Genomic DNA, 23178 nt, shown 5'->3' with positions numbered 1-23178 from the left:
TGCAACCGCCCGTCCCCCCGCCCGCCACCGACCCCCGCCAGGCCCACCCCAGCCCGGAGTCCTACGCCCGGGCGATCCGCCAGTTCGCGGCCAGCGGGGAGCCGGACAAGAGCCGCGCCGTGCTGGAACGCATGCGCGCCGCGGGGTTGACACCCACACGCGACCACTACGGCGTCCTGCTGGAGGCCTACACCCGGGCGAGACAGATCGACGGGGCGCACCAGGTCATCCGCGAGATGCGCGCCGACGGCATCCCACCGAGCGACGAGGACTATGCGCAGCTGGTCCGGGCTCTGGCACGGGCCGGGCGGCTGGGCGACGCGGCGCAGCTGCTCGACGCGATGAGCGCCGACGGCATCCGCTTGAAGCCCGACACCGCCCGCGACCTGCTCGGCACCTACCTGGCTGCGGGCAAGCTGCGCATCACCCGCCAGCTGCTGGCGCAGGTCTCCAGTGCCGGTCTGAGGGCGCGCCCCGCCGACTACGACGGCCTGCTGGCTGCCTACCTCCAGCAAGCCGCAGCCCGACCGGTCGACGAGATCATCGGCCAGATGCTCGATGCCGGGATCGTGCCCGCACCCGGCCGGGTCGAAGCGGCCGTCGCGGTCTTCGTCAAGGCCGGCGACCTCGACCGCGCAGCGCAACTCCTGGACCGCATCGCCGAAGCCGGTTCGCCGGGCAACGCGCAGGCGTACGCGCACCTGCTCCGCGGGTACGCCGCCGCCGGCCGGCTCGACGACGTGGCGCGCCTGCGCAAGCGCATGCAGGCGGTGGGCGTCCCGGTCACCACCGTGCACCGCAACGCGATCCTCGCTGCGGCCATCGAGTCAGGCGACCTGGAACAGGCGTGGCGGGCCGCCGAGGACCTCGCCGAGGCCGGGCAGGTCCCGACCACCGACAACGTGCAGCGGCTGTTCAACCTGTCGATGTCGGCGTCGGCTCCCGATCGAGCAGCCGGCGCGCTCGAGTGGATGCTGATCCTGGGGATGCAGCCCCAACCCGGCCACGTGGTCGCCGCTGTCACCGCGTACGTCCGCGGCGGTCGCCTCGACGAAGCCGAAGCGCTCCTGGACCGGCTGCGACGCGCAGGCGTGCCCGTGGAGGCCCGCCACGAACGGCTCCTGCTGGGCGGGTACGTCCGCGCCGGCCGGGTCGCCGAAGCGCTCCGCGTCGCCGAGCGGCTGTTGGCCGCCGGTGCGCTGGACCAGCGTTCGATCGGGACGTTGCTGTCGCGCCTGGCGGGCAAGCGCACCGACGACGCGGTGGCGCTCCTGGACCGGGTCGTGGCGGCCGGCATCACCCCACCGACCACCCACTCGGGTGACGTGATCTCGACGCTGGTCCGGCGCAAACGACTCGATGACGCACGCACGCTCCTCGAGCGCCTGGTCGCCGCCGGCGTGCCGATCACCGAGCCGCGGTACCGCGAGCTGATGTGGGAGTACGCCAAGAAGGGCAAGGCCGCGCAGACCAAGGCGTTGCTGGAGTTGATGACGACCGCGGGCATCGACGCCGACGACCGCCACCACGCCGCGGTGCGCTGGGCGACGGGGGAGACCCCGCGCCAGCTCGGCGAGGAGCCCGATACCGCCGTGACCGGGTTCGAGGCGAGCGATCGCCGCGACCACGTACCCCACGGCGTCTCCGCCGACCAGCCGGGCCCCGGCCCCGCCGAACCGGCCCGAGGCGCCCCGGGGGGCGAGCCATCCTCCGCCGCCGAGTCGGGAGGGGCCGAGCCGGCGGCCGCGGCAGCGCAGGATCAGTCACCGTCTCCGGCTGAGCCACCGGCCGAACCGACGACCGCCGCAGCGCAGGACGGGTCACCGGCTCCGACCGAGCCACCGGCCGAACCGGCCAGGGTGTCGCAGCACGCGCCTCCGGCGCCGGCCCAGCCGGGCGACCAGGAGGACCCGGCGGAGGCCGCGCAGGAACGGACGCTCGTCGAGCCGGTGACCCCGCCCGGCGACGTCGAAGACGAACCCGCCAGGCCGCAGGCCGACGAGTTCGTGATGATCGTCGCCCCGACCGACGCCGAGACCGCCGACGCCCGACTCGACGAGTGGCTGTCGCAGCGTGGGATCACCCGCGATGACATCCCCGTCGATGACTTGCACGCCGACAGCGTGCGTGCCTTCGGCGACGCGGAGTTCCGCCGCTACCGCATCCGCGCCCGGTGGGTCACCGAGCACCCGCCGACCAAGTAGAGCGTCACTGTCGGAGACCGGGGCGCGGCACCGGACGGCCCGACGGGTTGGGGCGACCGGCGCCCTGCGCCGGACGGCGCCCCGTTGGAGGCGTGGAGCGTCGGCGGTGATGGCGAACGGTGGAAGGCGCACTGGACTTGCGTGCAGCCTCAAGTGGAGTCGGCGCTGGATGCGCTGTTCATGGGGTCGAAGACGGTGGAGACCCCACGTCGAGCAGCGGCTCCATGACGCCGTCACCTGAGTCGTCGATCCAGTCGAAGCTGCCCGCGCTCGAGGATCGTGCTGCGGATCAGTTGAACGTCCGACGCGGTGTAGGGATTGTCCTGCTGGCCAGAAGCGCCGCAGCGCCGGCGACATGCGGCGAGGCCAATCGAGGTGCCGCTGTAGGTGGCGTAGCCGTCGGCAGGAGCGCCGCTCGTATCAAGCTCGCGGGGCACCGTCGACAGGATGCACACGCCGGGGCCTCGGAACAACGACATCGCGACACGCTCGGCATCAGGCCACAGCACGCCGCTCGGATGCAACTCGCCTAGTCTCGCCATCCCCTTCCAGGACGGACGGTCGTGGCCGAGACCTTCACCGCCGAGGAGCGGGGCCTGCTCGCCCGCTACTTCACCGACCTCAACGGTGACGTCTTCGCGCTGACCGGCCTCCCCGAGGTCGTCAAGGGCGCGCTGTTCGCGCGGTACTCGCGGTCGTCGAAGAGCTTGCGGCGGCTGTTCCTTGAGGAGTTCGCGCCCGGACTGACGGGCGACGAGGAGTTCGCGCCCGAACTGCCCGGCGACGACGCGCCTGCGGCGGCAACAAGCGAGCAGGGGATCGGCGTCGAGCGCGCCCAGCGCCTCTACGAGCGGGTCCTGACCGAGTACGGCGACGACTCGGTGGCTCAGCTCGGCGGGGCGCACGTCGCGGTGGAGGGGGCCTCCAACCTCCTGACCAAGCAGCTCGAGCGGGGTCGGCTGGCCGCCTACCTCGAGCAGTCGACGCGGTACGTCGCCTACGACGACAAGCCCGGCGGGCGGTACCGCTACCACCGCGACCCGGACGTGCTCTCCGGCCGGCACGCCGCCGCCTACATCGAACACCTCGACGCGATCTTCGACACCTACGCCGCGCTCCTGCCGCAGGTGCTGGACTGGGTGCGCACCCGGTACCCGGCGACCGACGCTGCCAGCGAGCGGGCGTGGCGCTCGGCGACCAAGGCCAAGGCCCTGGATGTCCTGCGCGGGCTCCTGCCCGCCGCGACCACCAGCAACGTCGGGATCTTCGCCAGCGGGCAGGCGTACGAGGCCCTGCTGCTGCGCCTGCACGCCAGCGAGCTGGCCGAGGCCGGGACCTGCTACGCCGCGCTGCTACGGGAACTGCGCAAGGTCATCCCGTCCTTCCTCACCCGGATCGACCGCCCCGCCCGCGGTGGAGCCTGGAGCGCGTACCTGCGTGCCACCCGAGCGGACACCCGTACGCTCGCCGACCACGTCCTCGGCGAGGTCGCGCCCGCCCCGGTCGAGGAGGTGACCCTCGTCGACTGGTCGCCGCGTGACCCAGGCGCCGCCGAGGTCCAGCTGGTCGCCGCGATGCTGTACCCACACGCCAACCTCCCCGAGGAACAGCTGCTCGGGGTGGCCCGCAGCATGGGAGCCGACGAGCGCCGGCAGGTGATCGACGCCTACGTCGGCGAACGGCGCAACCGCCGGCACAAGCCCGGGCGCGCCTTCGAGCGGCTGTGGTACCGCTTCGACGTGCTCGGCGACTACGGCGCGTTCCGCGACCTGCAGCGACACCGGATGCTCACCATCGACTGGCAGGACCTCACGACCCGCCACGGGTACGAGACCCCGCGCGAGATCGAGGAGGCGGGCGTCGCCGACCGCTGGCACCAGGCACTCGAGCGGTCCGCCGCGCTGTACGAGCAGCTGCTAGCCGACCACCCGGCGCAGGCGCAGTACGCGGTGTGCTTCGCCTACCGCACGCGTTACGTGATGCAGCTCAACGCCCGCGCCGCGATGCACCTGATCGAGCTGCGGTCCTCACCCCAGGGCCATCCCTCCTACCGGCGCGTCGTGCAGCAGATGCACCGGTTGATCGCGGACGTGGCCGGCCACACCGCCGTCGCCGACGCGATGGTCCACGTCGATCACGGCAGCGCCGAGCTGGAACGGCTCGACGCGGAGCGACGTGCCGACGTGCGCCGCCAGCAGCGCAACGTCGGGGCGGGGAGCCCCAGCCGGTGACCGGGGTCGGGTCGTCGCCGATCACGGGCGAGTACGACCGCGGGCGGCTCCTGGCACGCGCCCAGCACGACTACAACGCCCAGATGGCGATCGCCCACGGGTGGGCGGACACGCTGACCCGGATGTGGGACAGCTTCGACGACGCCGAGCGACGTCGGGCGGCGGCGCGGATCGAACAGGCCATCGGGCGGATCGACCGTCTCGTGTCGGGGATTTTCGCCGAGGCCCGCGCCGACGAGCTCGCCCGGACGGTCAGCGCCGCCCCGCTCGACGCACGCGTCGTCGTCGACCCCGCCGGTCACCGCGACCGGCGGGTGGGTTCGCTGCCCGACCGCCCGGTCATGGTGCTCGCCGACCGCATCCTCCTCGACACGCTGATCGACCACCTGGTGGCGGCCCAGCAGGCCGGCGCCCCGCCCGACACCATCACCGAGCTCGCCGTGGAAGCCGGCGGCGACCGCGTCGAGCTGGTGGTGCGCACACCGGGTGGCGAGCCGTCCCCGCCGATCGACGCCGACGACCCGCTCGGCCACTCACCGCACCCGACGGCGGTGTTGCGGCTGTTGGCGTCACGCGTCCTGGCTGACGCGATCGGCGCCGAGCTGATCGTGTGCCACGACGGCACCGCTGCCCTCGCCATGGTCCGGCTGGCCCGCGTCCCGTAGCCGCCGTCCGCTGTCGTCGGACGACGGCGGTGGCCCGGCGGGGGCCGATAGGGCCTTGGTTAGGATGGGATCCAAGCCGCGACGGAGCACGCCATGGCCACGCCGCACTTCGGTCGGGTCGTCACCGCGATGGTCACACCCTTCCGCGACGACCTGTCGCTCGACCTGGACGGGGCGACACGCCTGGCACGCCACCTGATCGAGCACGGCACCGAGACGATCCTGCTGTCGGGCACCACCGGCGAGAGCCCCACCCTGGACGGCGACGAACAGCTGGAGCTGCTCCGGGCGGTCAAGGACGCCGTCGCAGACGACGGCCAGGTCATCGTCGGCACCGGGACCAACGACACCGCCAAGACCTGCGCATCCACGGAGAAGGCGACCGCGGCCGGAGCCGACGGGGTGCTCGTGGTCACCCCCTACTACAACAAACCCGACCAGCGCGGCCTCCTGCACCACTTCCGAGCCGTCGCGGCCAGCACCGACCGTCCCGTGCTGCTGTACGACATCCCCGGTCGGACGGCGCGCGAGATCGCCGTCGCAACGCTCGTCGAACTCGCGGAGGTCGACAACATCGTCGCGGTGAAGGACGCGACCCTGGACGTGCAGAAGACCGGAGCGGTGGCGGCGCAGGCACCGGACGGGTTCCAGATCTACAGCGGCCAGGACGCGCTGAACCTGCCGATCCTCGCGGTCGGGGGAGTGGGTTTCGTCTCGGTCGCCGCGCACCTGGTCGGACCCGAGCTGGCCGACCTCGCCACCTCGTTCGAGTCCGATCCGGTCAAGGCCCGCGAGATCCACCTGCGGCTGATGCCGTTGTTCCAGGCGTTGTTCGCCGACCCCAACCCGGCTCCGCTCAAAGCGATCCTCGCTGACCTGGGACTGCCCGCCGGTCCGGTCCGCCCGCCACTGGCGCCGGCACGCGACTCGACCCTCGAGGCACTGCGCGACGCGCTCGACCACGCGGGCATCCCCCGCGACCGCCGCTGAGACCGGCCATGCCCACCCATCCGCCGGTCGCCATCACGTTCCTGGGCGGCGTCGGCGAGATCGGGCGGAACATGGCCACCATCGAGGTCGACGACCGCATCGCCGTGATCGACGTCGGCGTCACGTTCCCCACCGACGACCATCCCGGCGTGGACCTGATCCTCCCCGACTGGGCGTGGTTGCGTGACCGGGCCGACGCGGTCGACGCGGTGTTCCTCACCCACGGACACATGGACCACATCGGGGCGTTGCCGTACTTCCTCGACGAGTTCCCGAACGTGGCGATCTACGGCACGCGCCTGACGATCGCGTTCGTCGAGGCGCTCCTCGAAGAGCATCCCCAGCACGCCCACGCCGACCTGCGTGAGATGCGGCCCGGAGACCTCGTCCACCACGGCCCGTTCCGCGTCGAGGTGGTCCCCACCACCCACTCGATCCCCAACAGCGCCGCGCTGGCGTTCCGCACACCCCACGGGCTGGTGCTCCACTCGGGGGACTTCAAACTCGACCAGACCCCGATCGACGGGCGGGTCACCGACCTGGCGCAGCTGTCGCGGCTCGGCGACGAGGGGGTGACGCTGCTGCTGGCCGACTCGACCAACGCCGACCACCCCGGCCACGTCCCCACGGAGCGGCTGGTGGGCCCCACCGTCCGCGACGCGATCGCGGCGACCGACGGCCTGGTCGTGGTGGCGTCGTTCGCGTCGCACGTCCACCGGGTGCAGCAGGTGCTCGACGCCGCCGCCGAGCTCGGTCGCCGCCCGGTGTTCGTCGGCCGCTCGATGGTGCGCAACATGCACCTGGCCGCCGAACTCGGCGAGCTGGTCTACGACACCGACCTCGAACTCGATCTCAACGACGTCGGCGAGTACGACCGGTCGGAGCTGGTGGTGATCTGCACGGGGAGCCAGGGCGAGCCCTACTCCGCACTGTCGCTGATGGCGTCCGGCGACCACAGGCACATCTCCGTCGGCGACGGGGACGTGGTCATCCTGGCGTCCAGCTTGATCCCCGGGAACGAGAGGGCGGTGTTCCGCTCGATCAACGGCCTGGTCCGTCGCGGCGCGAGGGTCGTCCACCAGGGGATCGCGCAGGTGCACGTGTCGGGTCACGCGGCACGCGACGACCTGATGCTCTACCACAACGTCCTCCAGCCGCGGTCGGTGGTCCCCGTCCACGGCGAGTACCGCCACCTCGTCGCCCACCGCGACGTGGCGATCGCCACGGGCTGCGACCCCGACAACGTCCTCGTCTGCGAGGACGGCGACACGGTGATCGTCTCCAACCACACCGTCGCGCGGGGCGAGCCGGTCACCTCTGGCCAGGTCCTGCTCGACGGGCTCCTCCTCGACGTTGGCCCGGCGGTGCTCCGCGACCGGCGACGCCTGGGCGAGGAGGGCATCTGCATCTGTCTGGTCACGATCGACCCGCACCGCGGCACCCTGGTCGGCGAGCCAACCGTCATCCAGCGCGGCGTCATCCACGACGAGGCGGACACGTCCCTGATCGACGGTGCTCAGAAGTCGGTCCTGGCGGAACTCGCTGGGCCGGCGGCAGGCAAGTACCACGATGTCCAAGCCATCCAGCGCCACGTCGTCCAGGCTCTGGCCACCTACTGGCGGGCCCAGACCGGCCGCCGACCGGTCACGATGCCGCTGGTGGTCGAGGTCTGAACCAGAGGAGGACGCGATGAAAGCCGTCCGGCTGCACGCCTACGACCAGCGCCCCAAGGTCGAGGAGGTCCCCGAACCGCAGATCACCGACCCGTTCGATGTGATCGTCCGCATCGGCGGGGCGGGGCTGTGCCGCACGGACTGGCACATCATCGAGGGCCAGTGGCGCGACAAGACCGGGATCGAGCTGCCGTACACGCTCGGCCACGAGAACGCCGGCTGGGTGCACGAGGTGGGCAGCGCCGTGGGACACATCGAGGTCGGCGACCCCGTCATCGTCCACCCGTTGAAGACCTGCGGTTTCTGCTTGGCGTGCCGATCCGGGGACGACATGCACTGCGACAACTCCGCCTTCCCCGGGATCGACAGCGACGGTGGCTTCGCCGAGCTGCTCAAGACCACCGCCCGCGCCGTGGTCACCTTGCCGGCCACGCTGCAACCCAAGGACGTGGCAGCGCACGCCGACGCGGGACTGACCGCCTACCACGCCGTGAAGAAGGCGTCGCGGATGCTGTCGCCGGGCACCAGGGCGGTGATCATCGGCGCCGGAGGGCTGGGCCACATCGGGATCCAGGTCCTGCGCGCGCTGAGCGCTGCGGAGATCATCGTGGTCGACAAACGCGCCAGGACCCTCGACTTGGCGTTGCGGTGGGGCGCCGACCACACCGTCCTGGCCGACGGAACCCAGGTGGAACAGGTCAACGACCTCACCGACGGCCAGGGCGCCGAGGCCGTCATCGACTTCGTCGGGGAGTTCGGGGCGGTCGAAGACGGGGTCGCGATGCTGCGACCGCACGGCCGGTACTACGCGGTCGGCTACGGCGACAGCCTCGAGATCCCGCTGATCGACGTGATCTCGACCGAGGTCAGTTTCGTCGGCAACCTCGTGGGCACCTACGTGGATCTGGTCGAGCTCATGACGCTGGCCGCGGCGGGCACCGTGACGCTGCACACCACCGAGTACCCGCTGGACGCCTTCGACGACGCGCTCAGCGACCTCGTCGAGGACCGCATGCAGGGCCGCGGCATCTTGGTCCCCCGGCCGGCCGCGGACTGAGCTGCGGCCGAGGCGGGTGGTGGCCTGGTCGTGGTCGAGCGCGGCGCGCATCGGGTGGTGCTCGCACCACCGTGGTGGAACTACACGGTTGTTCCTTCGTGTTGCACGTGGCACCCTGTGTTGTTCGAGGCAACCGGAGAGGTTGCGCGACGTCGAGGGGGACACGTGCCCACCACCACACGCACGCGGAAGCGGCGGGGGTCGTCGCGTCCGTCGGGGAAGGCCACGGACCGTTCCGGGCGTGCCCGCCGTCGTCGGCCGCGTCGCGACGGTCCCGGTGCGGCCGCGCGCCTGACCCGCTGGGTCAGCACCGCCCTCGGCGACCAGCGCGACGACGTCTACGGGATCGGTCTCATCCTGGTCGGGGTCCTGGCGGGCCTGGGCATGTACGCCGGTCAGGCGGGGGTGGTGGGCGCCACCGTCGATGCCCTGCTGCGCGGGCTGTTCGGGGTCGTGGGCTACGCCGTCCCCCCGCTGCTGGTCTACGCCGGTTGCCAGCTGGTGATCGACGGTGCCGCCGAGGAACGTGGTCGGCGTGCGATCGGTGTCGCTCTGCTGGCGGCGGCCGCCCTGGCCGGGTGGCACCTGTCCCGAGGGGTGCCGCCGCCCACCGGCGACTACCGGGCGCTGTGGTCGGCGGGCGGCCTGGTCGGCTGGGCGTTGGCCCGGCCGCTGCAACTGGCGGTGGGGATGTGGGGGGCGGCGGCGGTGTGCGCCGCCACCGGTCTCCTCGGCGGGCTGATCTTCACCAAGACCCCCGTCCACGCTGTCGGCCGGGGGACCGTCCGGGCGGGGCGTTGGGTGCGCGACCGCGTCGCCGACGTCGTGCGCGAAGCCCGATCGCCACGCGCGCACACGGTCGACGTCGCCGTCTCCGACGCGCCCAGCGCCGCTGACGACCAGGCGCCGGACGAGGTCGTCGAACGGGCCGTGCTGAAGCTCACCGACGCCACCACCTCGGACGCAGAGCCGCCCGATGCGGACCCGACCGAACCGACGACCCCGCCGGCGACCGCCCAGCCCGACGCCCCACCGCAGACCCGACCGCGCCGGGCCACGCCGATCGAGCCGCCCCGCGACGGCTGGGAGGACTACGTCCTGCCTCCCCTCGACCTGCTGCGCAGCGGGAAGGCGGCCAGCCAGGCCGCGGCCCAACGGCACGTGCAGGCGCAGGCCCGCGCCTTGCAGCACACCTTCGAGCAGTTCGGCGTGGATGCGGTCGTCGCGCGAACCTCACGCGGGCCGACGGTGACCCGGTTCGAGGTCGAGCTGGGGCCAGGGGTCCAGGTGCGCAAGGTCGTCGGCCTCGGTGATGACATCGCCTACGCGCTGGCTGCCCCCGACGTGCGGATCGTCGCGCCGATCCCGGGCAAGTCCGCGATCGGGGTGGAGGTCCCCAACCGCGACCGTGACCTGATCACTCTGCGTGACATCCTCGACAGCGAGGAGGCGCGCCGCGATCCGCACCCGATGCGGGTCGCGTTCGGCGTCGACATCGCCGGTCAGCCGGCGTTGGCCAACCTGACGACCATGCCGCATCTGCTGATCTCGGGCGCGACGGGGGCCGGCAAGTCCGTGACCCTCAACGCGATGATCGCGTCGGTGGTGCTGCGGGCCCGTCCCGATCAGGTCCGCATGATCCTGATCGACCCCAAGCGGGTGGAGCTCAACCACTACGACGGCGCCCCGCACCTGCTCTCGCCGGTGATCACGGATCCCAAGCGCGCGGCCATGTCGCTGGACTGGGTCGTGAAGGAGATGGAACAGCGGTACGAGACGCTGGCGCACCTCGGCTTCCGCAACATCGACGCCTACAACGACGCGGTCGCGGCTGGGACGCTGGCGGATGGGCCCATGCCCGGCGGCGACGCGCAGGCGGCGAGCCACCGGCACATGCCGTACATCCTGGTGGTGATCGACGAGCTGGCCGACCTGATGTTGGTCGCGCCGCGCGACGTGGAAGAGGCGATCTGTCGCATCGCACAGATGGCCCGCGCCGTCGGTATCCACCTGGTGATCGCCACGCAGCGGCCGTCGGTGGACGTCATCACCGGTCTGATCAAGGCCAACATCCCGTCGCGGCTGGCGTTGGCGGTGGCGTCGCAGACCGATTCGCGGACGATCCTCGATCAGGCGGGCGCCGAGAAGCTGGTCGGGCTGGGTGACATGCTGTTCCTGCCGTCGAACCAAGGCAAGCCGGCGCGGCTCCAGGGCTGCTTCGTGTCCGAAGCCGAGATCGACGCGGTCGTCGAGTTCTGCAAGACCCAGCGTCACGCCGACTACGTCGACGGGGTGCAGCAGGGCGCCACGGTCGACGTGGACGACGTTGACCTGTCCGAGGTGTCAGCCGACGACGATGACGAGGTGCTGGTGCTCAAGGCGATGGACCTGGTGGTGCGCTCGGGCCTGGGGTCGACGTCGATGCTGCAGCGCAAGCTCCGGATCGGGTTCGCGCGGGCGGGGCGACTGATGGACGAACTCGAGCAGCGGGGCGTCGTCGGCCCGTCCGAGGGTTCCAAGGCCCGCGACGTGCTGATGACCGTCGAGGAGCTGGACACGTTGCAGGAAGGGCGGGTCTGAGCGGGGGTCTGCTAACGCGGCCGCCACGAGCCGTCGGCCTGCGACCGTTCGCCGCGGAGCTGCTTCAAGGCGTTGGCGCTCGCCGCGACGATGCCCAGGCCAACCAAGCCGAGGAGGAACAGACCGAGGATGTCCTGGGGGTCGGTGAGGTCCAACGGGAACGGGGACTTCCCGTCGTCGCCCTCCTCGCCTTCCGCGCCGCCGGCTTCTCCGCCTTCCGCGCCGCCGGCTTCGCCGCCTTCCGCGCCGCCGGCCTCGCCGCCTCCTTCACCGCCGCCTGCTTCCCCGCCTTGCGCTCCGGGGCTCGCCTCGCCGCCAGGGGACTGCGCCTCGGTCGCGGACGCGGGAACGACCACGAACGCCGCAGCTGCCAGCATGGCAGCAGCGAGGAGCCTTGCGGTTGCCAGCAGGCGACGCATGACCGGGCAGGCTAGCAGCGCGGGTAACCGGTCCTGCGCGAGCGGCTCTCCGGCAAGCGCCGCCCGGCTGCCTGTTCGGAGGGTCGAGCGCGACGGAGGTGCCGGCCGACGGCGGAAGGGACCATCGTGGCTTTCCAACCCGACGAGATCGCCGGGGCGGCCGCGCGATCGCGGCAGAACACGGTCGCACTCCTCGACGAGCTGACCACCGAGGAGCTCGACCGAGAGGCGCTGCCGGGGTGGTCGGTGGCGGACGTCTTCCGCCACCTGGCAGAGAGCGACCGCACCATCGTGCTCGGCAAGCACCTGCTCGACTTCCTGCCCGGTGCGTCGCCGACCGACCTCGAGCGTGGCAACGACCGCGCGCTGCAACGTCTGCGTGGCGCCTCCCGGTACCAGCTACGGGAGGAGCTACAGGTCTGGGGTCGCCGGTTCCAACGCCTGGTCCGAGCCGTCCCGCGGCCGCTGGCTCGACTGAAGATCCCCACCGTGTTCGGGACGGTGAGCATCGGCTGGTTCGCGACGACGCGGCTGTACGACGAATGGGTTCATCAAGATGACGTGCATCGGGTCGTTGGCCGCGACCAGCCGCCGATGGACCGCCGGCTGCGCGAGCTGCTGGCTGACTTCCACCTCGCGGCCCTGCCTGCGCAGCCGCTGCGGTCGGTGGCCCACGGCGACGGGGTCGTCGAGGTCACCTTCACCGACTCGCCCCGCCGCCTGACGTGGCGCTTCGACCTGGGCGCGCGCCAGTTCGGCCCCCGGGTCACGGCCGAACCGACCGTCCGCATCCGCTGTGACGTGGCGACGTGGTGCCTGATCGCGGCCGACCGCATCGCGTGGGAGGACGCCGAGTCTGGCGGCGACCTACACCTCGACGGTGACGACCGTGCGGCAGCGGCCGCGGTCCTGGATGTGGTGCGAGTCGTCTGACGGCATCCGCGGCTTCGTCCCGGCTGTCGCGTACGCTCGCCGCTCCGGAGGAGAGCCGTGTCGATCGGGATCGGCGACGCCCTGCGGGGCGCACGCGAGGAGCAGGGACGCACGATAGAGGAGGCGTCCCGGGCGACCCGTGTCCGCAGCGACTACCTCCGAGCGCTGGAGGACGAGGATTTCGCCCGGCTCGGGGGGGACGTCTACGCCAAGGGCTTCCTGAGCGCGTACGCCCGCTTCCTCGGACTGGATCCCGATCCTCTCCTGGAGCGCTACCGGCAGCAGGTAGAGCGGACCGGGTACGACGCGCACGAGCTGGTGGTGCACCCCGTCGCCGGGCCACCGCGCCAGGCGATACCGACCTGGGTGGTGTGGGCCGGGGTATCGGTGGCGGTGCTGCTGGCCGCGCTCGCTGTCGTGGGTCTGGTCGGCGGTCGCACACCGCAGCGCGCGGCACCGGGGACGACCGCGACCGCGTCGCCGACAACGAACGGCGGGGCGGAACCGTCGCCGACCGTGACGCAGAGCCCGACCCCGTCGCCGACCCCGACCCCGACCGGCGTCGAGCTCACGCTCCTCTACGAGGGGCGGTCGTGGACGCTGGTGCGTCTGGCAGGGCCGACCGGGCAGAAGGTGCTCGAGGACACCGTCGAAGCCGGTCAGAACCGCTCGTTCGAGCATCCGGACGGGGTGTACCTGCACCTCGGCGACGCCGGTGCGGTCCGTCTGGTGCTCAACGGCGAGAACGTGGGCAACCTCGGTCCTCGCGGCCAGATCTGGAGAGGCACCTGCACCAGCGAAGGCTGCCGTGCCCTGGAGGAGTAGACCCCGACCGAGGCTGGGCCGAGCCCCCGCGGGTAGGCTGGCGTCGCCGGTTCCGGCGCCACCACGGGAGACCGCCCGCCCATGCCCGCTGTCCCGACCGTCGCGATCGTGACGCTGGGCTGTGCCCGCAACGAGGTCGACAGCGCGCAGCTCGCCGGGTCGATGGTCGAGGCTGGGTACCGCTACGTCGACGATCCGCGCGGTGCCGACGTCGTGCTGGTCAACACCTGCACGTTCATCACGCCGGCGTCGCAGGAGTCGGTCGACACGGTGCTGGCCGCCTGCGACCTGAAACAGGGCGGGACCCGGGCGGTCCTGGTCGTGGGCTGCATGGCGGAGCGGTACCGCGACCAGCTCGCCGCCGAGCTCCCAGAGGCCGATGCCGTGGTGGGTTTCGGTGCCTACCCGCGACTGCCCCAGATCGTCGGCGACGTCCTCGCTGGCCGGCCGGTCGCGCGGTTCGCCGGCGCCCCGCCCGACGCCGCAGCGCGCAACGGCACACGCTCGAGCGCAGCATCCCTCCCGCTGCTGCCCGCGGACGGTTCGCGTCGCGGGTACCAGCCGCAGGACGCCTTGGACCGGATCCCGCCGAGCGGCCCGCAGGCCTCGTTCCGGTCGTCGGACGCCGACCGGCCGTGGGCCTATCTGAAGATCGCCAGCGGGTGCGACCGGGCCTGCACGTTCTGTGCCATCCCGTCGTGGCGTGGCCGGTTCCGTTCGCGTCCGCTCGCCGAGGTCGTCGCCGAAGCCGAGTGGCTGGTCGACCGTGGCGCACGGGAGCTGGTCCTGGTCAGCGAGAACACCACGTCGTGGGGGAAGGATCTGCCCGGCGGACGCAGCCTGCAGGTCGCGCTGCTCGAGCGGCTGTCCGCGATCGACCGTCTGGAGTGGATCCGGCTGGTGTACCTGCAGCCAGCCGAGCTGCAGCCGCCGCTCGTCGAAGCGATCGCGCAGCTGCCCAAGGTCGCCTCGTACTTCGACCTGTCGCTGCAGCACGTCTCCGCCGGTGTGCTGGCGCGCATGGCCCGCAGCGGGTCCTCGGAGCGTTGGGGTGCGCTGGTGGCCGACGTCCGCGACCTGGACCCCGACGCGGTGTTCCGTTCGTCGTTCATCGTCGGTTTCCCCGGTGAGACCGACGCCGACCACCGCGAGTTGGTGACCTTCCTCGAAGACCAACGCCTGGACTGGGTCGGCTTGTTCGCGTTCAGCCCACAGGATGGCACGCCCGCCGCCGCGTTCACCGAGCAGGTCCCGGCGGACCTGGTTGACGCTCGGCTGAACGAGCTCGTCGACCTGCAGGAGAGGGTCGCCGAGGACGCCGCACGCCGCTTCGTGGGTCGACGTCTGCGAGCCACCGTTCAGGGCGTCTTCGACGGCGTCTGCCTGGCGCGCTCCTACCGGGAAGCACCGGACACCGACGGCGACATCCGGCTGGTGGCACCCGACGGTCTCCCGGTGACCGTCCCGACCGGCCGCACGATCGACGTGGACGTCCTCGCGGCCGACGGTGTGGATCTCGTCGCGGTCCCACGTCTGCCCGATGCCTGAGCACGTGTCCGGCAACGGCGACGCCGACGCCGATCCCGGCGGTCACGTCGAGGTCGTCGGGTCGCACGACACCGGCCGTTCGCACCGGTCGGGCATGTTCAACGCAGGTCAGCTGCGTTCCGAGAAGGCCCGGCCCTGGTTGAACGCCCCGAACCTCCTCACCGGGCTGCGACTGCTGCTGATCCCGGTCATCCTGGGGCTGCTGATCGTCGGATCGCAGGTGGCGAGCTGGTGGGCGTTCGCCACGTTCGTCTTCGCGGCTGTCACCGACACCGTCGACGGCTGGGTGGCGCGTCGTTGGCACGGCGTCACACGCTGGGGGCAGCTCGCCGACCCGATCGCTGACAAGCTCCTGATCATCGGAACGCTGTCGGCCCTGGCGGCGCTCGACCGGCTGCCGTGGTGGGCGGTGATCGTGATCGCGTTCCGCGAGGTCGGGGTGACGCTGCTGCGGGTCCACCTGATCGAGCAGCACGAGGCGGTCATGCCCGCCAGCAGGTGGGGGAAGGCCAAGACGCTGTCGCAGGTGACCGCGGTGGCCCTGTTCCTCCTGCCGGCCGTGGCGGAGATGATCCGGGTCACCGCCCTGTACATCGCCGTCGGACTCACGGTCGTGTCCGGCATCGACTACGCGTTCCGTGCGGGTCGGCTGGTCCGCGAAGGCGAGTCGGACGACGAGCCGTCGCAGTGAAGGCGGGGATCTGCTCGGTGGGGACCGAGCTGGTGATCGGCGAGACGACCGACACCAACGCCGCGTGGCTCGCCCGGCGGCTGGTCGAGGTGGGCGCTGAGGTCACCGCCAGCGTGGCCGTCCCCGACGACCACGCCACGATCGTCGCTGCGCTGCGCTGGCTCGTCGAGCGCTGCGACGCCGTCGTCGTCGGTGGGGGACTGGGTCCCACCCCCGACGACCTCACCCGTGCCGCCGTCGCCGAGGTGGCGGGCGTCGCGCTCGAACGGCGACCCGACCTGGTGTCCGCCATCGAAGCTGTCTTCGCCCACCACGAGCAACACATGGGGCCAGCCAACCTGCAGCAGGCCGACGTGCCGGCGGGAGCGACCGCGCTGGAGCCGGTCGGGACCGCGCCGGGGTTCACGGTCGAGGTCGCGCGCGGCCCGGACCGGCCGTGCGTCGTGTACGCGGTCCCCGGCGTCCCCCACGAGCTGCGCGCCATGATCGAACGCGATGTGCTCCCCGACCTGCTGCGACGGGGCGGGACCGTTGCGACGGTGAGCCGCACCGTGCACGTGACCGGGATGGGCGAGTCGGCGGTCGCCGAGGCCCTCGCGGAGGTCGTCGAGGCCGCCGAGCGTGTGCAGTTGGCGTTCCTGGCGGGACCCGACGACGTCCGCGTCAAGGTCACGGCGTCCGCCGACGATCCCGAGGCGGCTCACCGCCGTGTCGAACCGGTCGTGCAGGAGGTCGTGCGTCGACTCGGCGATCGTGTGGCGGGAGTCGACGAGGAGGACGTCGCGGAGCAGGTGGCGCGGCTGCTGCGGTTGACCGGTCTCACGGTGGCCACAGCAGAGTCGTGCACCGCCGGCGGGGTCGCCGCCCGCCTGGCGCGGATCCCCGGCGCCACCGACTACCTGCGGGGCGGCCTGGTCGCCTACGCCACCGACGTGAAGTCCGACGTGCTCGGCGTCGCGCAGACGGTGCTGGATGAGCACGGACCGGTGGCCGCCCCGACCAGTCAGGCCATGGCGCGCCGCGTCCGTGAGCTGTTCGCTGCGGACGTCGGCGTCGCCGTGACGTGCGTGGCGGGACCGGGCCGGCAGGGCGGACGGCCGGTCGGCACGGTGATCTGGGCGCTGGCCTGCCACGACGGCGATGTCGATCACCGCGAGGTGCACCTGCCCGGCGACCGCGACACCGTGGGCCGGCGCGCCACCGGCGCGGTGCTGCACGCGCTGCGCCGGCACCTGGCGGAACGGGTTCGTGCGTCATCCGGCCTGTCGGACGGCCGCTGATGGCGCGGCGACTGTTCGTGGCCTTGACGGTCCCCGAGGAGGTGGCCGAACCGCTCGACGCCGCCCTACGACCGCTGCGTGACGCCCGCGATGATCTGGCCTGGACGCCGGCGGCCAACTGGCACGTGACGCTGGCGTTCCTCGGGCAGGTCGCACGCGACCCGGCTGAGGTGGTCGACGCGCTCCGCCCGGTCGCGGCGGCGGCGCCGCCTGCGATCGGCTTGCAGCTGGCGGCCGCCGGCCGTTTCGGGCGGCGGGTCCTGTGGGTCGCGATCACCGACCAGCCCGCCGGGGCGGTCGCGGAGCTGGGACGCTCGGCTCAGGCGGCACTCGCCGCGGCGGACCTGCCCGTCGACGACAAGGATGTCCATCCGCACCTGACGCTCGCCCGGGCGCGCGGACGGCGATCGGCAGGTGTGGTCGACGCCCGGCTGGTCGCCGCGGTCCCGGAGGTCTCCGGGATGTGGTCGGCGCACGAGCTGGTCGTGGTGGAGTCGGTGCGTGCCGGCCGCGGCCGGCCCAACCGTTACGACAGCCTCGCGCGGGTCCCGCTCGGCGCCTGAGGAGGGCTCGGGGTCTGACCGGTCGGTGATCCGCTGCGGTCGCTGGTGTCGTCGCCGTCGGTGTCGCGAGGTCCTCGCTCGTCGCCGATCTGCTGCAGAGCGTCGACCGTCTCGATCGCCTCGTCGGGTGCGGGTGGCTGTGGCCGGGCGACGGGCGGGGGCAGCGGACGCCCCGTCGCGCGCAGCTCCGCCACCAGCGCCCACACCGCGTCGAACACCGCCTTGGTCTGCTGGGCGTCGTACAGCGCACCGTGTGCCTGGTCCTTGTCGTGTGGGACGCCCAGCGCCTCGCACGTCCGCGCCAGGCTGCGGGGCGCCTCGGGGCCGGGAGCGATCAGCGGCAGGGCCAGCGTCTCGACGTCCAGCAGGTGGTGGTCCCAGGTGGCTTCCAGCCCCTGCTCGCGGCACGCCTTCTGCATCTGACGGGCGTCGAAGTCGGGGACGGCCCCCACGATGACGGCGCCACGTGCGTCCTCGAGGAACTGCGGCAGCCACTCCGACGTCGGGGTCCTGTCCTGGTGTGCGATCCGTTCGTGGTAGGCGGTCAGCTCCAACGCGGCCTCGTCGGCCCCGTCCAGAGTGTGCTCGCAGAAGAACTGGCGCTCGACCTCGGTGCCGTCCTCGAAGCGCGCGATCCACGCCACCTCGGTCAACTCGTGGCGGTGCAGGTCCAGGCCGGTGGCTTCGGTGTCCAGGAACACGAACCGGGTCGGGGTCACCGGGACCGGCCCGGGGGGCTCTGCGTCGGCGTGGTTGGTGAACGTCGTGTCCGAGACCGTCATGGCGCAAGGCTCCCTGGTGAACGCCACGGCACCGTAGCGGGCGTCTGCGTCGTCGCCCCGGTCACGCCCCGTGGGTGCTTTCGAACGAACGCACGTTCGTCTAGGGTGCGCCGCACCTTGCCGCTGTGGACGGCGAGCATGTGACCGGAAGGCGACGGCTCAAGGCGACGGCTCTATGCGACGGCTCGATGCGACGGCTCAAGGCGACGGCTGACGGCCGAAGGCGACGGCTCGATGCGACGGCTCGATGCGACGGCTGAAGGCCACAGTCCGGTTCCACAGCCAGACAGCGACAGATGCGCCGGCATGTCGCACCCGGCGCGTACCGTCCGCACATCACCGCTGCGTTGGAAGGACAGGCGGCCTGGAGCCGCCCGGAACGGAGGCACCCGTGGAGCGCGAGAAGGCCCTGGAGCTGGCCCTCGGCCAGATCGAGAAGCAGTTCGGGAAGGGGGCGCTGATGCGCCTCGGTGCCGACCAGCAGGTCAAGGCCGACGCCATCCCCACCGGGGCACTGTCGCTGGACCTGGCCTTGGGCATCGGTGGTCTGCCGCGTGGTCGCGTGGTGGAGATCTACGGACCGGAATCGAGCGGGAAGAGCAGCCTGGCGCTGCACTGCATCGCCGAGGCGCAGAAGCTCGGCGGCATCGCCGCGTTCATCGACGCCGAACACGCCCTCGACCCGGTCTACGCCCGCGCGATCGGCGTCGACATCGACGAGCTGCTGGTGTCCCAGCCGGACACCGGCGAGCAGGCCCTCGAGATCGCCGACATGCTGGTCCGGTCGGGCGCGATCGACATGATCGTGATCGACTCGGTCGCGGCTCTGGTCCCGCGCGCCGAGATCGAAGGCGAGATGGGCGACTCGCACGTCGGCCTGCAAGCACGGCTGATGAGCCAGGCACTGCGGAAGCTGGCGGGGAACCTCAACCGGTCACGGACGTCGTGCGTCTTCATCAACCAGCTCCGCGAGAAGATCGGCGTGATGTTCGGGTGCATGAGTTGGGACACGCGTGTGACCCTCGCTGACGGCTCACAGGAGTTCATCGGGAAGATCGTCGACGACGAGATGCCGGTCGAGGTGCTGTCCTACGACCCCGACATCGGACGCATCGTCGCCAGGAAGGTCACCGGCTGGTTCGACAACGGCCGGACCGACGAGTTCCTGCGGTTCACCGTCGCCAAGGGCTCAGGCAACGGCCGGTCGCAGTTCTCCTGCACGCCGAACCACTCGATCATGACGCCTGGTGGTTGGCGGGAGGCTCACGAGCTCATCGTCGGGGACCGGGTGATCCAGTCGGTCCCGCACTACCTGTCCGACCTGCAATGGGAGGTCCTGCTCGGGGGTCTCATGGGCGACAGCACGCTCGCCCCGACACGTAGTGGCCACGGCGCTCGCCTGCGCTGGGGACACCGCGCCGGACAGGTCGAGTACGGCGACTGGAAGGCGTCACTCTTCGCGAACGTGCGTCCCAGCAGAACGACGCACGAACGTGGAGCCGTCGTCTACGACGTCCAGCCGTTACCGGAACTCGCCGAACTGCGTCAGGCGCTGACCTTCGGCGGGAAGAAGGTCGTGAACCACGACTACCTCAAGCGCCTGACGCCCCTGTCGCTGGCGATCTGGTACATGGACGCCGCGACCTTCACGTTGGCAACGCAAGGCGAGCAGGCTCGCTCTGGCGGGGAGAGCGGCCGATCGGAGATCTGCGTCGAGGCGATCGAACCCACATCGCGGGGCCGGCTGGTCGAGCACCTGCGTGACACGTGGGGCATCGAACCGACGCTGATCGACCGTGCCGGCACAGCGGTCCTGCGGTTCGCGACGGACGAGACCGCGAAGCTCCACGCGCTCATCGCTCCGTTCGTGCATCCCTCGATGGAGCACAAGCTCCTGCCGACGTACCGAGGTCGTTTCAGGATCGAGCCCGTGTTCGCCCAGATGCGGTACGTGCCGACGCCCATGCCGATCACCAAGATCGAGCGCAGATCACCGATGAAAGGTCGGACCCACCGTTTCGACATCGAGGTCGAAGGCACCCACAACTACTTCGTGGACGGCGTGATGGTCCACAACAGCCCCGAGACCACCCCGGGTGGGCGGGCGCTGAAGTTCTACTCATCGGTCCGGCTCGACGTGCGACGCATCGAGTCGTTGAAGGACGGCCAGGACTTCGTTGGGAACCGGGTCCGCGTCAAGGTGGTGAAGAACAAGGTGGCATCCCCGTTCCGCCAGGCCGAGTTCGACCTGCTCTACGGGGAGGGGATCTCCAAGGAAGGCTCGATCCTCGACGTGGGCGTGGACAGCGGCGTCATCAAGAAGGCCGGTGCGTGGTACCAGTACGAGGGTGAGCAGCTCGGTCAGGGACGGGAGAACGCGCGCCAGTTCCTCAAGGAGAACGACGACATCGCGCGCGAGATCGAGAAGAAGGCCAAGGAATCGCTGGGACTGGTGCAGGTGGGCTCCGAGGAACCAGCTGAGGATCCCGGCGACGTAGGAAGCTGACGCCGACCACCGACAGGCAGCCCACGATGAGCGCCTCCGACCAGCAGCCGTTCCCCGACGCCGAGCAGTGGCTCATGGCCCGCGGGGTGAGACGGGAACCGATCCGCGTCGAGCTGCCCGGATCCCACGGTGACAGGGCCGGTCCGGCGCGTGACCGGTCGCCATCGGCCGCGTCAGGCGGAGGTCTCGAGCACGACGTGGCTCGAGCCGTGGCGTACGCCAGACGGGCGACCGCGCAGGCACCCAAGTCCGAGGCGCGGCTGCAGCAGGCGTTGCAGCGGCGTGGCCACGCCCCAGCCGCCATCGAGGTCGCGCTGCGACGCTGCCGGGAACGCGGCATCGTCGACGACCGTGCGTTCGCCGAGAGCCTGGTCGGTGAGGGGCGGCGCAGAGGTCACGCCCCGCGACGGATCCGCGCAACGCTCGAACGGCGAGGCATCGCCGAAGAGGTGATCGAGGTGGTGCTCGCCGCGGTCGTCGACACCGATCCCGAAGCCGCCGCGTACGCGGTCGCTCACAAGCGGGCCGCTGAGCTGCGGGGCGTGGGCACCGAGGTCGCGTACCGGCGGCTGTTGGGCTACCTCGCGCGCCGCGGCTACCCCGAGGCGCTGGCCCGGAAGGTCGCGCGGCAGGCGGTCTTCAACGACCGCGAGCCGGAGCGCACCACCGGACGTTGACGCGCCTCACTGTCCGAGCCTGGTGCGGGCGTGGTCGGCGGCGTCACCGTCCAGCCACGCGCGTTCCTCGAGCGCGTCGAGGAACGTCCGGTAGGCGCCGTCGAAGCGCTCGGTGGCCTCGCGGCGGGGCTCGAACACCGCCCGGATGCGCACCATGTGGCGGGCGGTGTCGCGGATCGAGGCGCCGTTCGCGGCGGCCAGCAGCGCCATCCCGAGCGCCGCCTCGGTGTGTTCGGGGACCTCGACCGTCCGACGCAGGACGTCCGCGCGGAGCTGGGACCAGTAGTCGCTCCGCGCTCCGCCCCCCGTGAACCGCAGCGCACCCCCGGTGGGCGCCCCGAGCCGATCGACTTCGTCGAAACACAGCCGCTCGACGAACGCGAGCCCTTGCAGGAGGGCCGCGTAGAGGTCGACGTCGTCAACCGGCTCACCGAGGACGAGGCGCTGGGCATCCGGTGCCTCGAACGGGAACCGCTCACCTTCCGACACCAGCGGGTAGGCGACGACGGTGGCGGGCTCCCGCTCGGAGGCTCGTGCGTCCAGCGCCGCCAGATCGCGCTCCCCGAACCTCTCGGTCAGGACCCCTGCACCGGCGTTCGACGCGCCCCCGGGCAGCCAGCGGCCGTCCGGCGACCGGTGGCAGTACAACGCCCCGGTCGGAGATCTCACCAGTTCCTCCGAGACGCCCTTGAGCACCAGCGTCGTGCCCAGCGCAGACGTCCAGTCCCCGACCGACAGCGCTCCGCCGGCGAGCTGCGCGGCGCACCCGTCGGTCATGCCGGCGATCACGGGCGTCGCCTGGGGGATGCCGGTCTGTGATGCGGCGTCCACGTCGACGACACCCAGGCGGGAACCGGGACGGACGACATCCGGCATGACCTCCTGTGGGATCCCGAGCCGGTCGAGGATGTCCCACGGCCACTCGTCAGCCAGCAGGTCGTACCCGCTCTTGAGCGCATGGCTCGCGTCGGTCGCGGCCGGATGGCCGATCAGCCGCCCCGTGATCACGTCGGCCTGATGGCACAGGCGGACATCAGAGCCCCGTTCGGCGTGCTCGCGGAGCAGCCACACCAGCTTCGGTAACCCCCAGGTCGCCTGCATCCGGTAACCCAGCGACGCCCACACCGACGCGCCCGCCTCACGCACCCGGTCGGCGTCGTCGCCGGCGCGGGCGTCGTCGTACATGACGCTCGCGGTGATCGGCCGCCCGGTGCGGTCGGTGAGCAGCACCGAGCCGGACGTGGCGCACACCGCGACGGCCTGGATGCGGTCGGGGTCGATGCCCCGCAGCGCGGCGCGGCACGCCGACACGACAGCCTGCCACCACCCGTCGGGGTCCTGTTCGTGGCGCCGGCCGTCGCGGCGACTGGTCAACCCAGCGGTGCCGTCGCCGACGACCTCTCCGGCGGAGGTCACCGCCAGCACCTGCGCGCTCTGCGTCCCCACGTCGCAGCCCACCCACAGGTGGTCGTCGGTGGGACGCACCCCTGGTGGACCGCTCACTGCCGATCACGCACCTGCACGTCCACGCTCGCAGCTGTCAGTTCATCTTCG

The 23178-nt window shown here is 71.7% G+C and carries 18 protein-coding genes and 1 pseudogene; 15 read left to right on the top strand and 4 right to left on the bottom strand.

The window, feature by feature from the left end:
* Positions 1–131: 131 nt before the first annotated feature.
* Positions 132–1061, top strand: a pseudogene (locus M3N57_05060) (hypothetical protein).
* Between the two features lie 1376 nt (positions 1062–2437).
* On the opposite strand, the gene M3N57_05055 reads toward M3N57_05060, so the two are convergent.
* Positions 2438–2746 (bottom strand): hypothetical protein, encoded by a 309-nt coding sequence (locus M3N57_05055; GenBank protein ID MDP9022066.1) that lies wholly within the window; start codon positions 2744–2746, stop codon positions 2438–2440.
* Positions 2747–2767: 21 nt separating this feature from the next.
* On the opposite strand from M3N57_05055, the gene M3N57_05050 reads away from it, so the two are divergent.
* The 6 genes from M3N57_05050 (at position 2768) to M3N57_05025 (ending at position 11400) form a co-directional block, all read left to right on the top strand.
* Positions 2768–4435 (top strand): FAD-dependent thymidylate synthase, encoded by a 1668-nt coding sequence (locus M3N57_05050; GenBank protein MDP9022065.1) that lies wholly within the window; start codon positions 2768–2770, stop codon positions 4433–4435.
* Positions 4432–5100 (top strand): hypothetical protein, encoded by a 669-nt coding sequence (locus M3N57_05045; protein MDP9022064.1) that lies wholly within the window; start codon positions 4432–4434, stop codon positions 5098–5100. Before M3N57_05050 ends, M3N57_05045 begins: the two co-directional genes overlap by 4 nt.
* A gap of 93 nt (positions 5101–5193) precedes the next feature.
* A complete protein-coding gene (dapA, locus tag M3N57_05040; GenBank protein MDP9022063.1) occupies positions 5194–6090 on the top strand; it encodes a 4-hydroxy-tetrahydrodipicolinate synthase in 897 nt (298 codons plus the stop codon).
* Between the two features lie 8 nt (positions 6091–6098).
* Positions 6099–7763: a ribonuclease J gene (locus M3N57_05035; protein MDP9022062.1), complete on the top strand. Its 1665-nt coding sequence runs from the start codon at positions 6099–6101 to the stop codon at positions 7761–7763.
* Positions 7764–7779: 16 nt separating this feature from the next.
* Positions 7780–8820 (top strand): NAD(P)-dependent alcohol dehydrogenase, encoded by a 1041-nt coding sequence (locus M3N57_05030; protein MDP9022061.1) that lies wholly within the window; start codon positions 7780–7782, stop codon positions 8818–8820.
* Positions 8821–8985: 165 nt separating this feature from the next.
* Positions 8986–11400: a DNA translocase FtsK gene (locus M3N57_05025; protein ID MDP9022060.1), complete on the top strand. Its 2415-nt coding sequence runs from the start codon at positions 8986–8988 to the stop codon at positions 11398–11400.
* Positions 11401–11411: 11 nt separating this feature from the next.
* Here the strand turns inward: M3N57_05025 and M3N57_05020 are convergent, their stop codons facing one another.
* Complete coding sequence (locus tag M3N57_05020) at positions 11412–11819, bottom strand: hypothetical protein (GenBank protein MDP9022059.1); 408 nt, start codon at positions 11817–11819, stop codon at positions 11412–11414.
* 126 nt (positions 11820–11945) lie between these two features.
* Between M3N57_05020 and M3N57_05015 the strand changes: the two genes are divergently transcribed.
* The 6 genes from M3N57_05015 to thpR all read left to right on the top strand — a co-directional run bounded on the left by M3N57_05015 (position 11946) and on the right by thpR (position 17659).
* The gene (locus M3N57_05015) at positions 11946–12752 is read left to right on the top strand and encodes a maleylpyruvate isomerase N-terminal domain-containing protein (GenBank protein ID MDP9022058.1); all 807 of its coding nucleotides are present in this window, start codon (positions 11946–11948) and stop codon (positions 12750–12752) included.
* A 57-nt stretch (positions 12753–12809) separates the two neighbouring features.
* A complete protein-coding gene (locus tag M3N57_05010; GenBank protein MDP9022057.1) occupies positions 12810–13577 on the top strand; it encodes a DUF4115 domain-containing protein in 768 nt (255 codons plus the stop codon).
* Between the two features lie 81 nt (positions 13578–13658).
* Positions 13659–15125 (top strand): 30S ribosomal protein S12 methylthiotransferase RimO, encoded by a 1467-nt coding sequence (gene rimO / locus M3N57_05005; protein MDP9022056.1) that lies wholly within the window; start codon positions 13659–13661, stop codon positions 15123–15125.
* Positions 15118–15816 carry a CDP-diacylglycerol--glycerol-3-phosphate 3-phosphatidyltransferase gene (pgsA, locus tag M3N57_05000; GenBank protein MDP9022055.1) on the top strand — a complete coding sequence of 233 codons (699 nt, stop codon included), beginning with the start codon at positions 15118–15120 and terminating at the stop codon, positions 15814–15816. The genes rimO and pgsA overlap by 8 nt, the downstream gene beginning before the upstream one ends.
* Positions 15813–17096 (top strand): CinA family nicotinamide mononucleotide deamidase-related protein, encoded by a 1284-nt coding sequence (locus M3N57_04995; GenBank protein ID MDP9022054.1) that lies wholly within the window; start codon positions 15813–15815, stop codon positions 17094–17096. Before pgsA ends, M3N57_04995 begins: the two co-directional genes overlap by 4 nt.
* Positions 17096–17659: an RNA 2',3'-cyclic phosphodiesterase gene (gene thpR / locus M3N57_04990; GenBank protein ID MDP9022053.1), complete on the top strand. Its 564-nt coding sequence runs from the start codon at positions 17096–17098 to the stop codon at positions 17657–17659. The genes M3N57_04995 and thpR overlap by 1 nt, the downstream gene beginning before the upstream one ends.
* Here thpR and M3N57_04985 read toward each other — a convergent pair.
* Positions 17623–18441 (bottom strand): 3'-5' exonuclease, encoded by an 819-nt coding sequence (locus M3N57_04985; GenBank protein ID MDP9022052.1) that lies wholly within the window; start codon positions 18439–18441, stop codon positions 17623–17625. The genes thpR and M3N57_04985 overlap by 37 nt on opposite strands.
* Before the next feature lie 391 nt (positions 18442–18832).
* Here M3N57_04985 and recA point away from each other — a divergent pair, with 391 nt between their 5' ends.
* Positions 18833–20947 (top strand): recombinase RecA, encoded by a 2115-nt coding sequence (gene recA, locus M3N57_04980; GenBank protein ID MDP9022051.1) that lies wholly within the window; start codon positions 18833–18835, stop codon positions 20945–20947.
* A 26-nt stretch (positions 20948–20973) separates the two neighbouring features.
* On the top strand, positions 20974–21624 hold the full coding sequence (locus tag M3N57_04975; GenBank protein MDP9022050.1) for a recombination regulator RecX: 651 nt from the start codon (positions 20974–20976) through the stop codon (positions 21622–21624).
* A gap of 6 nt (positions 21625–21630) precedes the next feature.
* Here the strand turns inward: M3N57_04975 and M3N57_04970 are convergent, their stop codons facing one another.
* Positions 21631–23127 carry an FGGY family carbohydrate kinase gene (locus M3N57_04970; protein ID MDP9022049.1) on the bottom strand — a complete coding sequence of 499 codons (1497 nt, stop codon included), beginning with the start codon at positions 23125–23127 and terminating at the stop codon, positions 21631–21633.
* Positions 23128–23178: the final 51 nt, after the last annotated feature.

It is taken from the genome of Actinomycetota bacterium (genome assembly GCA_030776725.1).
GTDB lineage: Bacteria > Actinomycetota > Nitriliruptoria > Nitriliruptorales > JAHWKO01 > JAHWKW01.
Note: the sequence above shows the minus strand (reverse complement) of the source record. Positions and strands in the feature narration are given on the sequence as shown.

Bases quoted from the DNA above. Each gene is read 5' to 3' on its own strand.
- M3N57_05055 (MDP9022066.1), bottom strand. From the start codon at position 2,746: ATGGCGAGACTAGGCGAGTTGCATCCGAGCGGCGTGCTGTGGCCTGAT.
- M3N57_04985 (MDP9022052.1), bottom strand. From the start codon at position 18,441: ATGACGGTCTCGGACACGACGTTCACCAACCACGCCGACGCAGAGCCC.
- M3N57_05030 (MDP9022061.1), top strand. From the start codon at position 7,780: ATGAAAGCCGTCCGGCTGCACGCCTACGACCAGCGCCCCAAGGTCGAG.
- M3N57_05035 (MDP9022062.1), top strand. From the start codon at position 6,099: ATGCCCACCCATCCGCCGGTCGCCATCACGTTCCTGGGCGGCGTCGGC.
- dapA (MDP9022063.1), top strand. From the start codon at position 5,194: ATGGCCACGCCGCACTTCGGTCGGGTCGTCACCGCGATGGTCACACCC.
- M3N57_05020 (MDP9022059.1), bottom strand. From the start codon at position 11,819: ATGCGTCGCCTGCTGGCAACCGCAAGGCTCCTCGCTGCTGCCATGCTG.
- rimO (MDP9022056.1), top strand. From the start codon at position 13,659: ATGCCCGCTGTCCCGACCGTCGCGATCGTGACGCTGGGCTGTGCCCGC.
- thpR (MDP9022053.1), top strand. From the start codon at position 17,096: ATGGCGCGGCGACTGTTCGTGGCCTTGACGGTCCCCGAGGAGGTGGCC.
- M3N57_04975 (MDP9022050.1), top strand. From the start codon at position 20,974: ATGAGCGCCTCCGACCAGCAGCCGTTCCCCGACGCCGAGCAGTGGCTC.
- pgsA (MDP9022055.1), top strand. From the start codon at position 15,118: ATGCCTGAGCACGTGTCCGGCAACGGCGACGCCGACGCCGATCCCGGC.